The sequence below is a fragment of the Streptomyces sp. NBC_00247 genome, assembly GCF_036188265.1.
In the GTDB taxonomy this organism is placed as follows: domain Bacteria; phylum Actinomycetota; class Actinomycetes; order Streptomycetales; family Streptomycetaceae; genus Streptomyces.
On sequence record NZ_CP108093.1, the window covers coordinates 6591457 to 6605063 of the forward strand.

The 13607-nt window shown below is 71.2% G+C and carries 15 protein-coding genes; 8 read left to right on the top strand and 7 right to left on the bottom strand.

Annotated elements, in window-relative coordinates; translation table 11 throughout:
- The first annotated feature begins 105 nt into the window (after positions 1-105).
- The 7 genes from OHT52_RS28430 to OHT52_RS28460 all read left to right on the top strand — a co-directional run bounded on the left by OHT52_RS28430 (position 106) and on the right by OHT52_RS28460 (position 6357).
- On the top strand, positions 106-408 hold the full coding sequence (locus OHT52_RS28430; protein WP_328723029.1) for an urease subunit gamma: 303 nt from the start codon (positions 106-108) through the stop codon (positions 406-408).
- Between the two features lie 8 nt (positions 409-416).
- Positions 417-728: an urease subunit beta gene (locus tag OHT52_RS28435; RefSeq protein WP_328723030.1), complete on the top strand. Its 312-nt coding sequence runs from the start codon at positions 417-419 to the stop codon at positions 726-728.
- On the top strand, positions 721-2442 hold the full coding sequence (locus OHT52_RS28440) for an urease subunit alpha (protein ID WP_328723031.1): 1722 nt from the start codon (positions 721-723) through the stop codon (positions 2440-2442). Before OHT52_RS28435 ends, OHT52_RS28440 begins: the two co-directional genes overlap by 8 nt.
- Before the next feature lie 13 nt (positions 2443-2455).
- Positions 2456-3118, top strand: a complete 663-nt coding sequence (locus OHT52_RS28445; RefSeq protein ID WP_328723032.1) for an urease accessory protein UreF — start codon at positions 2456-2458, stop codon at positions 3116-3118.
- Between the two features lie 27 nt (positions 3119-3145).
- On the top strand, positions 3146-3823 hold the full coding sequence (ureG, locus tag OHT52_RS28450) for an urease accessory protein UreG (RefSeq protein WP_328723033.1): 678 nt from the start codon (positions 3146-3148) through the stop codon (positions 3821-3823).
- Positions 3820-4572, top strand: coding sequence for an urease accessory protein UreD (locus OHT52_RS28455; protein WP_328723939.1), 753 nt, complete (start codon positions 3820-3822; stop codon positions 4570-4572). Before ureG ends, OHT52_RS28455 begins: the two co-directional genes overlap by 4 nt.
- Positions 4573-4779: 207 nt before the next feature.
- Positions 4780-6357 carry an alpha/beta hydrolase gene (locus OHT52_RS28460; RefSeq protein ID WP_328723034.1) on the top strand — a complete coding sequence of 526 codons (1578 nt, stop codon included), beginning with the start codon at positions 4780-4782 and terminating at the stop codon, positions 6355-6357.
- Between the two features lie 71 nt (positions 6358-6428).
- Here the strand turns inward: OHT52_RS28460 and OHT52_RS28465 are convergent, their stop codons facing one another.
- The 7 genes from OHT52_RS28465 to OHT52_RS28495 all read right to left on the bottom strand — a co-directional run bounded on the left by OHT52_RS28465 (position 6429) and on the right by OHT52_RS28495 (position 12939).
- Positions 6429-7478 (bottom strand): NAD-dependent epimerase/dehydratase family protein, encoded by a 1050-nt coding sequence (locus OHT52_RS28465; RefSeq protein ID WP_328723035.1) that lies wholly within the window; start codon positions 7476-7478, stop codon positions 6429-6431.
- A gap of 80 nt (positions 7479-7558) precedes the next feature.
- Positions 7559-8272: a lysophospholipid acyltransferase family protein gene (locus tag OHT52_RS28470; protein WP_328723036.1), complete on the bottom strand. Its 714-nt coding sequence runs from the start codon at positions 8270-8272 to the stop codon at positions 7559-7561.
- A 142-nt stretch (positions 8273-8414) separates the two neighbouring features.
- Entirely contained in the window at positions 8415-8573 is a 159-nt protein-coding gene (locus tag OHT52_RS28475) for a hypothetical protein (protein WP_327174417.1), read from the bottom strand.
- 66 nt (positions 8574-8639) lie between these two features.
- On the bottom strand, positions 8640-9593 hold the full coding sequence (locus OHT52_RS28480) for a cytochrome c oxidase assembly protein (protein WP_328723037.1): 954 nt from the start codon (positions 9591-9593) through the stop codon (positions 8640-8642).
- A 158-nt stretch (positions 9594-9751) separates the two neighbouring features.
- The gene (locus tag OHT52_RS28485; RefSeq protein ID WP_328723038.1) at positions 9752-10777 is read right to left on the bottom strand and encodes a 6-phosphofructokinase; all 1026 of its coding nucleotides are present in this window, start codon (positions 10775-10777) and stop codon (positions 9752-9754) included.
- Positions 10778-10940: 163 nt separating this feature from the next.
- Complete coding sequence (locus OHT52_RS28490; RefSeq protein WP_328723039.1) at positions 10941-11669, bottom strand: type 1 glutamine amidotransferase; 729 nt, start codon at positions 11667-11669, stop codon at positions 10941-10943.
- Positions 11670-11700: 31 nt separating this feature from the next.
- The gene (locus OHT52_RS28495) at positions 11701-12939 is read right to left on the bottom strand and encodes a MurT ligase domain-containing protein (protein WP_266701546.1); all 1239 of its coding nucleotides are present in this window, start codon (positions 12937-12939) and stop codon (positions 11701-11703) included.
- A 113-nt stretch (positions 12940-13052) separates the two neighbouring features.
- Between OHT52_RS28495 and def the strand changes: the two genes are divergently transcribed.
- The gene (gene def / locus OHT52_RS28500; protein ID WP_328723040.1) at positions 13053-13598 is read left to right on the top strand and encodes a peptide deformylase; all 546 of its coding nucleotides are present in this window, start codon (positions 13053-13055) and stop codon (positions 13596-13598) included.
- The last annotated feature ends 9 nt before the right edge of the window (positions 13599-13607 follow it).

Consider the following 13607-nt stretch of genomic DNA (forward strand, 5'->3'; position numbering starts at 1 on the left):
TGCCTGGCCGGTGACGCCCGCCGCCGGCGCCCGACGAACGTGTCGGTGTCCGACGGGTGCCACCGGGCCGGGCAGATACCGGGCGCGAGACGATGAGGTGGAAGCGTGCAACTCACCCCGCACGAGCAGGAGCGACTGCTCATCCATGTGGCCGCCGACGTCGCCGAGAGACGCCGGTCGCGCGGCCTGCGGCTCAACCACCCGGAGGCGGTCGCGCTGATCACCTCTCACATCCTGGAAGGCGCGCGCGACGGCCGGACCGTCGGTGAACTCATGGCGTCCGGACGCAAGGTGCTCACCCGCGCCGACGTCATGGACGGCATTCCGGAGATGATCCACGACGTCCAGGTGGAGGCCACCTTCCCGGACGGCACCAAACTCGTCACCGTCCACGACCCGATCGTCTGAGGGGCGCCGTGATTCCCGGAGAGATCCTGTACGCGGACGGGGCCGTGCCGATCAACGAGGGCCGCCCCGTCACCCGTCTCACCGTCCTCAACGCGGCCGACCGGCCCGTCCAGGTCGGCTCCCACTACCACTTCGCCGAGGCCAACCCCGGTCTCGACTTCGACCGCGGGGCGGCCCGCGGCCTGCGGCTCAACATCGCCGCCGGGACGGCCGTGCGCTTCGAGCCCGGCATTCCCGTGGACGTCGAACTCGTCCCGCTCGCCGGCGCGCGCATCGTGCCCGGCCTGCGCGGTAAGACCGGAGGTGCCCTCGATGGCTGAACTCGACCGTGCCGTCTACGCCGACCTGTTCGGCCCGACCACCGGCGACCGTATCCGGCTCGCCGACACCTCTCTGCTCGTGGAGATCGAGGAGGACCGCTCGGGCGGCCCCGGACGGGCCGGCGACGAGGCGGTGTTCGGCGGCGGGAAGGTGATCCGGGAGTCCATGGGCCAGGCCCGCACCACGCGCGCCGAGGGCGCCCCCGACACGGTGATCACCGGTGTGGTCGTCATCGACCACTGGGGGATCGTCAAGGCGGACGTCGGCATCCGCGACGGGCGGATCACCGGCATCGGCAAGGCCGGGAACCCCGACACCATGGACGGGGTCCACCCCGACCTCGTCATCGGGCCGGAGACGGAGATCATCGCGGGGAACGGCAAGATCCTGACCGCGGGCGCCATCGACGCGCACGTCCACTTCATCTCGCCGACCCTCGTGGACCAGGCGCTGTCGTCCGGGATCACCACCCTCGTCGGCGGCGGTACCGGACCGGCCGAGGGCACCAAGGCGACCACCGTCACCCCCGGCTCCTGGCACCTCGCCCGGATGTTCGAGGCCTTGGAGGGGTACCCCGTCAACATCGGGCTCCTCGGCAAGGGCAACACCATGTCCCGCGAGGCCATGCGGGCCCAACTGCGCGGCGGCGCTCTCGGATTCAAGATCCACGAGGACTGGGGGGCGACTCCCGCCGTCATCGACGCCTGTCTGCGGGTCTGCGAGGAGAGCGGCGCCCAGCTCGCCATCCACACGGACACCCTCAACGAGGCCGGTTTCGTGGCGGACACCCTCGCCGCCATCGCCGGCCGCACCATCCACGCGTACCACACCGAGGGGGCCGGCGGCGGGCACGCGCCCGACATCATCACCGTCGTCTCGGAGCCCTACGTCCTGCCGAGCTCCACCAACCCGACCCGACCGCACACCGTCAACACCATCGAGGAACACCTCGACATGCTGATGGTCTGCCACCACCTCAACCCGGCCGTCCCCGAGGATCTGGCGTTCGCCGAGTCGCGCATCCGGCCCTCCACCATCGCCGCCGAGGACATCCTGCACGACCTCGGCGCCATCTCGATCATCTCCTCCGACTCCCAGGCCATGGGGCGGATCGGCGAGGTCGTCCTGCGCACCTGGCAGACCGCGCACGTCATGAAGAACCGCCGGGGCGCGCTCCCCGGTGACGGTGCGGCCGACAACCACCGGGTGCGTCGCTATGTCGCCAAATACACGATCAACCCGGCGGTGGCCCAGGGGCTCGACCGTGAGATCGGCTCGGTCGAGTCCGGGAAGCTCGCCGACCTCGTCCTCTGGGACCCCGCCTTCTTCGGGGTGAAGCCGCGACTGGTCATCAAGGGCGGCCAGATCGCGTACGCCCAGATGGGCGATGCGAACGCGTCCATCCCGACCCCCCAGCCGGTTCTGCCGCGTCCCATGTTCGGCGCCGTCGGCAGGGCTCCCGCCGCCAACTCCTTCAACTTCGTCTCCACCGCCGCGATCGAGGACGGGCTGCCCGAGCGCCTCGGTCTCGGCAAGCGGTTCGTGCCGATCACCAGCACCCGGGGGGTCACCAAGGCAGACATGCGGGAGAACGACGCGCTGCCCCGCGTGCAGGTCGACCCGGACAGCTTCGCCGTGACGATCGACGGAGACCTCGTCGAACCCGCACCGGCCGCCGAACTGCCCATGACCCAACGTTATTTCCTCTTCTGATCAGGAAGGGCCGATGTCACGCGCAGCCCTGCTCGTCCTCGCCGACGGCCGGTTCCCCGCCGGAGGCCACGCCCACTCCGGCGGCGCCGAACCGGCCGTCACGGCGGGACGTATCCGCGACGCGGGCGACCTCGCCGACTTCTGCCGGGGCCGTCTGCACACCACCGGCCTCGCCGCCGCCGCACTCGCCGCGGCGGCGGCCCTGGGCCACGACCCGCTCGCGCTCGACGAGGCGGCGGACGCCCGCACACCCTCACCCGCCCTGCGGGCCACTGCCCGCAAGCTCGGCCGTCAGCTGATGAGGGCCGCCAGGTCCACCTGGCCGAGTCCCGCCCTGGACGCGCTCGCGGCCGCCCGGCCACGCGGCGCCCACCAGCCCGTCGTCCTCGGACTCACCGCCGCCTCGGCCGGCCTGACCCCCGAGGACGCCGCGTACTGCGCCGCGTACGAGGCGGTCGGCGGGCCCTCCACCGCCGTCGTCCGGCTGCTCTCGCTCGACCCCTTCGAGGCCACCGCCGTCCTCGCGCGGCTCACCCCCGAACTCGACCGCGTCGCCGAACGCGCCGCTGCCGCCGCCCGGCAGGGCATCGACGCCCTCCCCGCGGCATCGGCCCCGCTGCTCGACATCGCCGCCGAGACGCACGCCACCTGGCCGGTCCGCCTCTTCGCCTCGTAGCACCTTCCACCACTCAGGAGCCGCACCATGCATCTCGACCACTCGCACGACGGGCCCGCCGCGGTCGGCGCGGACGCCGCACGACCGGACGGCACCCGCCGCGCCCTGCGCATCGGGCTGGGCGGGCCGGTCGGCTCCGGCAAGACCGCCACCGTCGCCGCCCTCTGCCGGACCCTGCGCGACGAGTTCTCCATCGCCGTGGTCACCAACGACATCTACACCCGCGAGGACGCGGAGTTCCTGCTCCGCAACGCGGTACTCCCGCCCGAGCGCATCCAGGCCGTCGAGACCGGCGCCTGCCCCCACACCGCCATCCGTGACGACATCTCCGCCAACCTCGAAGCCGTCGAGGACCTGGAGGACAGCGTCGGCCCGCTCGACCTCATCCTCGTGGAGTCGGGCGGCGACAATCTCACCGCCACCTTCTCCAAGGGGCTGGTCGACGCCCAGGTGTTCGTCATCGACGTGGCCGGCGGCGACGACATCCCCCGCAAGGGCGGCCCCGGCGTGACCACAGCCGACCTGCTCGTCGTCAACAAGACCGACCTCGCCCCGTACGTCGGCTCCGACCTGGGCCGGATGGCCGAGGACGCCGCCAAGCAGCGCGGTGAACTTCCAGTCGTATTCACCTCGTTGACCTCCGCCGACGGAGTCGCGCCGGTGGCCGGATGGGTACGGTCGCAGCTCGCCTCCTGGTCCTCGTGAGCGTCGTCGCGACCGCCCGCATCCGTGCGGCCCGGGACGGGCGGGGCTCCACCGCGCTGCCGGTACTGGAGAGCGACGGCCCCCTCGCGCTCCGCCGGACCAGGGCCCCGGCCCCGTACGCGGGTGTCACCGTCGTCGGTGCCATGAGCGCGCCCCTCGGCGGCGACCGCCTCGCCGTCGAGGCGGAGGCCGGGTGCGGGGCGCGGCTCACCGTAGGCGCCGCCGCCGCCACGGTGGCGCTCCCCGGCCCCGGGCCCGCCCACTACGACGTCCGGCTGACCGTGGACGAGGAGGCGGAACTGCGCTGGCTCCCGGAGCAGCTGATCTCCGCCCGAGGCAGCGAACTGCGGATGACCACCACCGTCGAACTCGCCCCTACCGCCCGGCTGGTGTTCAGGGAGGAGCAGGTCCTCGGCCGCCACGGCGAATCCACGGGCGCCCTGGCCACCCGCCTCGCCGTGCGGCGCGCGGGACGCCCGCTGCTCGACCAGGAGCTCGGCTACGGTCCCGGCGCCCCGGGCGGCTGGGACGGGCCCGCCGTGCTGGGCGGCCATCGGGCCGTAGGTCAACTCCTCGTCGTCATGCCAGAGTTCGAGGAGAAACCGATGGCCGCACGTCTGCTCGGCCCCACCGCGGTCCTCACCCCGCTGGCCGGGCCCGCCGCACTGGTCACGGCCGTCGCCGCCGACGCCCGACTGCTGCGCGAAGTCCTGGACAGGGCCATGGGGCTCGTGCTGGGCGGCGGTTGAGCAGGTCAACGGCGCGCAAGTGGACGAGACTTGATGGTCACCTCCTGGCAAGTCCGTTGATCGGTACCGCTGTTACCGGTTATCGGTTAGGTAAAGAAAAGCGGATGCGCACTGTTCTCAGGAACCTCACAGGGGAAATGATCCGCGGGAAACCGTAGATCCGTGCCGCACCGACGCGGCACGACAACCCATGGGGGAGGTTCCACTTTGAGACGCACCGCAGTGCTCGGCGCGGCCGGCACTCTGATCGCGGGGACGCTCATAGCGGGCATGACGGCCGCACCGGCGGCCGGAGCGGACAACCGGCACACCGACGCGGCCGAAGCGCGCGGAGCCGCGATCGCCGCGCAACGCGCAGCCCGCGCGGGCATCGACTGGGCGGACTGCCCCGCCGACTACGCGCTCCCCACGCCCATCCAGTGCGGCTGGGTGACCGTCCCGCTCGACTACAGGAAGCCGTACGGCAAGCAGATCAAGCTGGCCGTCGACCGCCACGCGAGCACCGGGACGGCCGCCGAGCGCCAAGGCGCCCTCATCTACAACCCCGGTGGTCCCGGAGGCTCCGGCCTGCGCTTCCCGACCCGGATCACCAACAAGAACCCGATCTGGACCAAGGTCGCCGCGGCCTACGACTTCGTGGGCTTCGACCCGCGCGGCGTGGGCCACTCCGCCCCCATCTCCTGCGCCGACCCGCAGGAGTACGTCAAGGTGCCCAAGGCCGATCCGGTGCCCGACACCGAGGCGGACAAGCTGGCCCAGCGCAAGCTCGCCGCCGAGTACGCGGCCGGCTGCGCCGAGCGCAGCGGCGATCTGCTGCCGCAGATGACCACCCTCAACACCGCGCGGGACCTGGACGTGATCCGGGCGGCACTCGGCGAGAGGAAGCTGAACTACCTGGGCGTCTCCTACGGCACCTACCTCGGCGCGGTCTACGGCACGCTCTTCCCCGGACACCTGCGCCGGATGGTCGTCGACAGCGTCGTCAACCCTGAGCAGGGCAACATCTGGTACGAGGCCAACCTCAACCAGGACGTCGCCTTCCAGAACCGCTGGGAGGACTGGCAGGAGTGGGTCGCCCGCAACGACTCCGTCTACCACATCGGCGACACGCCCGAGAAGGTCGAGCAGGCCTGGCTCGCCCTGCGCGCCGCCGCCAAGAAGAACCCCATCGGCGGCGTCGTCGGCCCCGCCGAACTCATCGGGTTCTTCCAGAGCGCGCCGTACTACGACTCCTCCTGGGCACCCGTGGCCCGGACCTGGAGCGCCTACCTGGCCGGAGACACCCAGGCGCTCGTCGACGCCGTCGCCCCCGACCTCAGTGACACCGCGGGCAACGCCGCCACCGAGAACAGCAACGCCGTGTACACCGCGGTCGAGTGCGCGGACGCGCCGTGGCCCACCAGCTGGCGCACCTGGGACCGCGACAACACCCGGCTGCACCGCGATTACCCCTTCCTGACCTGGGCCAACGCGTGGATGAACCTCCCCTGCGCCACCTGGCCGACCAAGCGGCAGACGCCTCTGGAGGTGAAGACGGGCAAGGGGCTCCCGCCCGTCCTGATCGTCCAGTCCACGCGTGACGCCGCCACACCGTACGAGGGAGCGGTCGAGCTGCACCAGCGGTTCAAGGGCTCACGGCTGATCACCGAGAAGGACGCCGGATCGCACGGCGTCACCGGTCTCCTGAACACCTGCGTCAACGACCGGGTGAACACCTATCTGCTCACCGGCCGCACCGACCGGCACGACGTGACGTGCACCCCGCACGCCACGCCCGCGCCGTAACCGGCCACCGTCGAACGGGTGCGGGAGGCCGGTCACGGCCGCCCGCACCCCCGCAGGGGGCGCCCGTCGTCTCAGCGCGCGTGGTGACGTTCCAGCAGGGCGTCCTCCGTCGCGTAGTCGAAGAGAGCGGGGCCGTACTGCTGGAACAGCTTCGGGAAGGCATCCGTCCACCCCCGCCCGGACAGCCGCGAGGACAGCCACTGGACGCTCTCGGGCAGCGCATCGGCGTAGGTGGTAACCGGCCGGTAGCCGAGCTCCCGCTCCGCCGCCGTCATGTCGTAGACCACCGGGTGCCGGATCGTCCACGGGGTGTCTCCCACGTGGTCCTCGCCGGGCGGCCCCGGCAGCAGCAGCGTCTCCGTCTCCACGCCCAGCACCGCGTCGATCAGCTCGCCGATCTCCGCCACCGTCGGGGTCCCGGGGTCGGCCGCGTTGAGGATCCTCGACCCGGGCCGCAGGGCGGCGAGCCGGATCAGTTCCGCCACGTTCGAGGTGTGCGCGGGATGGAAGACGCTCTTGCCTCCGTACGCGAGTACCCGGCGGCGCCGGCCGTCCAGGATCCGCTTGACGAAGTACAGCTCGCGCGGTGTCCGGCAGCCGGGGCCGTGGACGGCGCCGGCCCGCAGCACCGTCACAGGAAGCTCCTTGCCCGCCGACAGCAACTCGCGCTCCAGCAGGACCTTGCGCGTCGCGTACGTCGAGTCGCCCGGTTCCACGGTGGTCCAGACTTCGGGTATCGGCACCGGATAGCGAGGATCGCCACCAGGGCGGCCCGCCGTGTCGAAGCCGCGCCCCTCCCCGTCCGTGTAGACCGCGCCGCTGGAGACGACCACCGCTGCTCCGATGCGGCCGGTCAGCGCAGTCAGCTGGCGTGCGTGCACACCGTGGAAACCCACCATGTCGACCAGGACGTCGCAGTCGTCCCCGAGGGCGGCGGCCAGGGCGCCGTCGGCGTCGCGGTCGAGCGCCACCGTGCGGACGTCGTCGGGCCACGTCGCGTCCCGGCCACCGCGGAGCGAGACCGCGGTGACCCGCCAACCGTCCGCGAGCAGCGCTGTCACGGCGGTCCGTCCGATCTGTCCGGTCGCCCCGAGGACCCATGCGTGCCTGTTCGTGTTCATGGAGGGAACGCTAGAAGGCGCGGCCGCGGTTCGGCAGAGCGTTTCGCCGGTGGCCGATTCCGCCACCGGCGTTCAGCCGGTCAGGACTTCCCGCGAGGTGGCTTCTTGCCCGTCGCGGCCGCATCGGCGGCCTTCACCTTCGCGGCGTACTCGTCCACGTACTCCTGCCCGGACAGGTTCAGGACCGCGTACATGATCTCGTCCGTGACCGCCCGGATCGCGGCCTTCTGGCCGTCCAGCCCGGCGTACCGGGAGAAGTCCAGCGGCTCACCGAAACGGATCGTGACCTGCCGGATGCTGGGTACCTTCTGTCCGGGCGGCTGGATCTCGAAGGTGCCGACCATGGCGCAGGGGATCACCGGGACCCCCGCTCTGATGGCCATCACCGCGACCCCGACCTTGCCCTTGTAGAGGCGCCCGTCGTGCGAGCGGGTGCCTTCCGGGTAGATGCCGAGCAGCTCGCCCTTGGCGAGGACCCCGAGCCCCTCACGGATGGCCGCAGCGCCCGCCTCCTTGCCCGACCGGTCCACCGGGATCTGGCCGATGCTGTGGAAGAACGCCGCCGTCAGCTTCCCCTTGATCCCGGGGCCGGTGAAGTACTCCGCCTTCGCCAGGAAGGTGATGCGGCGCTTCAGCATGGCGGGCATCAGGAAGTGGTCCGAGAAGGACAGGTGATTGCCCGCGATGATCGCGGCCCCCTCGGCCGGGACGTGGTCGAGTCCCTCGATGCGGGGCCGGAAGAGCAGCCGCAGCAGCGGGCCGAACACGGCGTACTTCAGTACGTAGTAGAACACGGAGGGTGAACCTCGCTCTGCCGGATCGGCTTCGGGCTGCTTCGTACCGGACACCACGCGGGTGGTGCGGGCCCGTCAGTGTAAGCCGTGCGGCGCCCCGGGCCGGCGGGTGCGCGGGCCCGGGACACCGCGTCCGCCCGGTTCAGGCGTCCCGGACGGCGAGCATGCCGAGCGTGCACAGCCCCAGCACCACCCACCCGAACCAGAGCCAGCCGTTGCTCCCCAGCGCCACCGTGTACGCCGTCACCGCCACCAGGGCCGCGACGGTGATGACTCCCATGGACTTCGTCGATCCGGACATGCGCGCACGCTCCTCGTCGGCCGCGCGGCCGTTGGAACCATGGTCGCCCCCGAGGCGGGTGCCGCGCTACCGTCCGCGCGCCTGCAAAGAGGCGAGATACGCGTTGTACGCCGCCAGCTCCTGGTCGCCGTCCCGGTCCGCCGCCCGGTCCTCGCGCTTCGCGAGCCGCTGGTCGGAGCGGTACCACTGGAAGACCAGGGCGATCAGCACCAGCACGGACGGCACCTCGCTGAAGGCCCAGGCGATACCGCCCGCCCAGCTCTGATCGGCCAGCGCGTCGATGCCCAGCGAAGCCGGAGGGTGCTTGTACGACTCCACCATCGGCTGGGACGCCATCATCAGGGCGATGCCGAAGAACGCGTGGAACGGCATCCCCGCGAAGAGCTCCAGCATCCGCATCACGTAGCCGGGCCGGTGCGGGCCGGGGTCGATTCCCATGATCGGCCAGAAGAAGACCAGCCCGACCCCGAGGAAGTGCACCATCATCGCCAGGTGACCCGGCGTCGAGCCCATGAGGAAGTCGAAGAGCGGGGTGAAGTAGAGGCCGTAGAGACTGGCGATGAAGAGCGGGATCGTGAAGACCGGATGCGTGATGATCTTCATGTAGCGGCTGTGCAGCAGCATCAGCAGCAGCTCGCGCGGGCCCTTGGCGCCCCGTCTCCCCGCCACCGGCAGCGCCCGCAGCGCGAGGGTCACCGGCGCTCCCAGCAGCAGCAGGATCGGCGAGAGCATGCTGATCACCATGTGCTGGATCATGTGCACGCTGAACATGACCATGCCGTAGTCGTTCAGCCGGGTGCACATCACCAGGGCGATGCTGAGCACCCCGACCACGAAGAAGAGGGTCCGGTTGACCGGCCAGTCGTCCCCGCGCCGCCGCAGCCGCACCACGGCCCAGCCGTACAGGGCCAGTGCCGCGAGGCAGCCGACCAGGAAGAACGGGTCCGCCGAGAACGCGAGCCCGCGGCCCAGTGTGAACGGCGGCAGATCCATGTTCATGCCGTGCCCGCCGTGATCCATCTGTTCACTCCTGCTGGGGGACGTCCCCGATTCGTGCCGGTTGTCCGGTCCAGACTAGGACTGCCCCCGACCGCACTCGCGGCCGGGGGCAGTCCCGGGGTGTCGTGGCCGCCCCTCCGGAAGCGGGGGGAGCGGGAGCAGGAGGGAGCCGGAGAGGCTCAGAGAACGCAGTCCACCTCGGCGTACCGCTCCGCCGGAACGGTCTTGAGGGTCTCCACCGCGGAGGTCAGCGGCACCATCCGGATGTCCGTGCCCTGCAGCGCCGTCATCATGCCGAACTCGCCGCGGTGCACCGCCTCCACCGCGTGCCATCCGAAGCGGGTGGCGAGCACCCGGTCGTAGGCCGTCGGGGTACCACCGCGCTGGACATGGCCGAGAATCACCGGGCGGGCCTCCTTGCCGAGGCGCTGCTCCAGCTCGATCGAGAGCTGGGACGCTATCCCCGTGAAGCGCTCGTGCCCGTAGACGTCCTCGGAACCGGTGGCGAAGGCCATCGTGCCGTCCTGCGGCTTGGCGCCCTCGGCGACCACCACGATCGCGAACTTCTTGCCCGCCGAGAAGCGCTCCCCGACGACCCTGGTCAGCTCGTCGATGTGGAACGGACGCTCCGGCACGACGATGGCGTGCGCGCCGGCCGCCATGCCCGAGTGCAGGGCGATCCAGCCGGTGTGACGGCCCATGACCTCCACGATCAGCACCCGCTGGTGCGATTCGGCGGTCGTCTTCAGCCGGTCCAGCGCGTCGGTGGCCACGCCCACGGCGGTGTCGAAACCGAAGGTGACGTCGGTGGAGGCGATGTCGTTGTCGATGGTCTTCGGTACGCCGACGATCGGCAGTCCCGCCTCGGAGAGGAGGTTGGCCGCCTTCAGCGTGCCCTCGCCTCCGATCGGGATGATCGCGTCGAGACCCAGATCGGCGACGTGGCCGCGGGCCCGCTCCACGCCACCGCGCAGGTGCGCGGGCTGGACCCGGGACGAGCCGAGGATGGTGCCGCCGAGCGCCAGGATGCCGCCGACGGCGTCCAGGTCGAGCTTGCGGTAGTCGCACTCCAGCAGGCCGCGCCAGCCGTCGTGGAAGCCGATGACCTCGTCGCCGTGGTCGACAACCGCCCGGTGCACTACGGAGCGGATGACTGCGTTGAGACCGGGGCAGTCGCCGCCGGACGTGAGGACACCAATGCGCATTGCCCGAGGAACCTTTGCAACGTGGGCCGACGACCGGACCGCGTCGTCCGGCTGAATACCCGCCACCCTACCGGCGCAGGGTGGCGGGACCGAACCCTCTGTCCGCCTGCTGGACTCCGCTCAGTTGAGCTGAAATCAACTCAGGCGAAACAAGGCCGACACATCAGGCCGGCTGGGTCGCCGCGGTGATGCGTTCCGACCTCAGCGCCTCGTACCAATGCTCGTTCACCGGCGGCAGCGCGTTGACGTCCAGAGCGAGCTTCAGCAGCAGATCGGCGATCTGCGGATTGCGTGCCAGCACGGGACCGTGCATGTACGTCCCGAACACGGTGTCGCTGTACGCCCCCTCGGTACCGTCGCCGGTGCCGTTGCCGCGGCCCACCCGGACCCGGGCGAACGGACGCGCCGTCGGACCGAGATGGGTGACGCCCTGGTGGTTCTCGAAACCGGTGAGCGGCGGCAGACCGAGGTTCGGGTCGATGTCGCCCAGTACGTCGCCGACGCACCGCGCGCCCTCGCCGCGGGTCGTCACCACGTCGAGCAGCCCGAGCCCGGGCTCCCGCTCCCCGAGGTCGTTGATGAACTCGTGGCCCAGGATCTGGTAGCCCGCGCAGACCGAGAAGATGATCGCGCCGTTCGACGCGGCCCGGCTCAGCCCGCCGTCGCGGCGCAGCCGCTCCGCCGCCAGTCGCTGCGGCCGGTCCTCACCGCCGCCGATGAGGTAGATGTCGCCCGACGTGGGGATCGGCTGGTCGCTGCGTACGTCGACCCGCTGCACGTCGAGGCCGCGCTGCCGTGCCCGCCGCTCGACGACGAGGGCGTTGCCCTGGTCGCCGTAGGTGCTGAGGAGGTCGGGGTAGACCCAGACCAGACGCAGACCGTTGTTGCTCATGCTTCGTCCTCTCCGGAGGCCCTGGCGGGGATCAGTTGCCGACACGACGGCGCAGATCCTGGAAGGCGGTGTAGTTGGCGATGACCTCGATGCGCCCGGGCGGGGCCAGCTGGACGGCCTCGTCCAGGGTCTCGCAGACACGGAAGTCCAGACCGGCCACTTCGAGCCGGACGGCGAGGTCCATCTTGCGGTCCCCGAGCACGAAGATCGGGTGACCGGAAAGCTGCGTGTAGTCGACGTCCCACAGCCAGGAGGTGTCCGTGCCGTCCGCGCCGCGCGCGTTGACGGAGAGGATCACCGGCGTCGGCGGGGGGTCGATGAGCGAGAACGTCTCCAGCCAGCCGGCCGGGTTCTTCGCCAGCAGCAGCCGCAGCTCGCGGTTGTGGAACGAGACCACGTCGTAACGGCCCGCCACCGCCTGCACCTGGTACATCCGCTCCAAGGCCACCTGCGGGGGCACGCCGAAGACGGCCGCCACGGCCGCCGACGAGGTCGCGTTCGCCTTGTTGGCGCGACCCGGCAACTGGAGGTGGATCGGCCACGCCGAGCCGTGCGGGTCGAGCACGTAGTCGCCGTTGAGCGCCCAGCTCGGTGCCGGACGGCGGAAACCGCACTGCCCACAGAACCAGTCGTCCCCGGGGCGCTGCATCACGCCGCCGCAGGAGGGGCAGGACCAGGCGTCGTCCTTCCACGCCTGGCCGGCCGCCACCCACACCACGTTCTGGGAGGACGAGGCCGCCCAGACGATCAGCGGGTCGTCCGCGTTGGCGATGATGACGGCCTTGGAGCCCGCCAGACCCTCGCGCCAGTGCTCGGCCAGCATGCGGGTCTCCGCGGCGCGGTCGAGCTGGTCGCGGGAGAGGTTGAGCAGTGCGATCGCCTTGGGCGTCGTGTCGCGCGCCACTCCGGCGAGGTACTTCTCGTCGACCTCGATCACGCCGAACCGGGCATCCGATCCGCCGGCCAGGGCCGAAGTGATGCCCGCGGGCATGTTCGCGCCGAGCGCGTTCGAGACGACGGGCCCGGCGGCCCGCAGCGCCTCGGCGATCAGCCGTGTGGTGGTCGTCTTGCCGTTCGTCGCCGACACGAGGATCACGTCCAGGTGCTGCGCCAGTCGCCCCAGCAGGTCGGGGTCGAGCTTGAGCGCCACCCGGCCGCCGATCACCGATCCGCTGCCGCGCCCCGCCGCGCGCGACACCGCCGCCGCGGCCTTGCCCGCCGTCACGGCCAGCTTGGCCCGCGGCGACAACGGCTCCGTGTTGCCTGCCATCGTCCTAGATCCTCCTTGCATCGGTCCACGCCCAGCCTATCGATGTCCAGCGCGACGGCCGCACCGCGGCACCACGGAACTGGGCGGTCAAGGCGGACCGTACCCTTACGGCCATGCGAAACCGCCCGATCCCCGGCAGTTCCGGAATCATTCGTACCGTGAGCACCCTCGGTGACCCCGTCCTCCACCGTGCCTGCGAGGACGTCACCGATTTCGGTCCCTCGCTCGCCCGGCTGGTGGAGGACATGTTCGCCACGATGTACGCGGCCCAGGGGGTCGGTCTCGCGGCCAACCAGATCGGTGTGCCGCTCCGGGTCTTCGTATACGACTGCCCGGACGACGACGACGTCCGCCACCTCGGTCACATGGTCAACCCCCGGCTGGTGGAGGCGGACGGCATCACGGTACGCGGCCCGGAGGGGTGCTTGTCGCTGCCGGGCATCGAGGCGGGTACCCAGCGCTTCGACCGGGCGGTGGTGCGCGGGCGCACCGTCACCGGCGAGGAGGTGGAGATCACCGGTACGGGTTGGTTCGCGCGCTGTCTCCAGCACGAGTGCGACCACCTGGACGGCGCGGTCTACACGGACCGGCTGACCGGACTGCGCCGGGCGCGGGCGCTGCGCAAGGCTCGCCGGGCACCCTGGGCCGGCCAGGGCTGAGCCGTACCC

What these genes read in the sequence shown, in the direction of transcription:
- OHT52_RS28440 (WP_328723031.1), top strand. Translation starts at nt 721, where the DNA reads ATGGCTGAACTCGACCGTGCCGTCTACGCCGACCTGTTCGGCCCGACC.
- OHT52_RS28445 (WP_328723032.1), top strand. Translation starts at nt 2,456, where the DNA reads ATGTCACGCGCAGCCCTGCTCGTCCTCGCCGACGGCCGGTTCCCCGCC.
- ureG (WP_328723033.1), top strand. Translation starts at nt 3,146, where the DNA reads ATGCATCTCGACCACTCGCACGACGGGCCCGCCGCGGTCGGCGCGGAC.
- OHT52_RS28465 (WP_328723035.1), bottom strand. Translation starts at nt 7,478, where the DNA reads ATGAACACGAACAGGCACGCATGGGTCCTCGGGGCGACCGGACAGATC.
- OHT52_RS28475 (WP_327174417.1), bottom strand. Translation starts at nt 8,573, where the DNA reads ATGTCCGGATCGACGAAGTCCATGGGAGTCATCACCGTCGCGGCCCTG.
- OHT52_RS28480 (WP_328723037.1), bottom strand. Translation starts at nt 9,593, where the DNA reads ATGGATCACGGCGGGCACGGCATGAACATGGATCTGCCGCCGTTCACA.
- OHT52_RS28485 (WP_328723038.1), bottom strand. Translation starts at nt 10,777, where the DNA reads ATGCGCATTGGTGTCCTCACGTCCGGCGGCGACTGCCCCGGTCTCAAC.
- OHT52_RS28490 (WP_328723039.1), bottom strand. Translation starts at nt 11,669, where the DNA reads ATGAGCAACAACGGTCTGCGTCTGGTCTGGGTCTACCCCGACCTCCTC.
- OHT52_RS28495 (WP_266701546.1), bottom strand. Translation starts at nt 12,939, where the DNA reads ATGGCAGGCAACACGGAGCCGTTGTCGCCGCGGGCCAAGCTGGCCGTG.
- def (WP_328723040.1), top strand. Translation starts at nt 13,053, where the DNA reads ATGCGAAACCGCCCGATCCCCGGCAGTTCCGGAATCATTCGTACCGTG.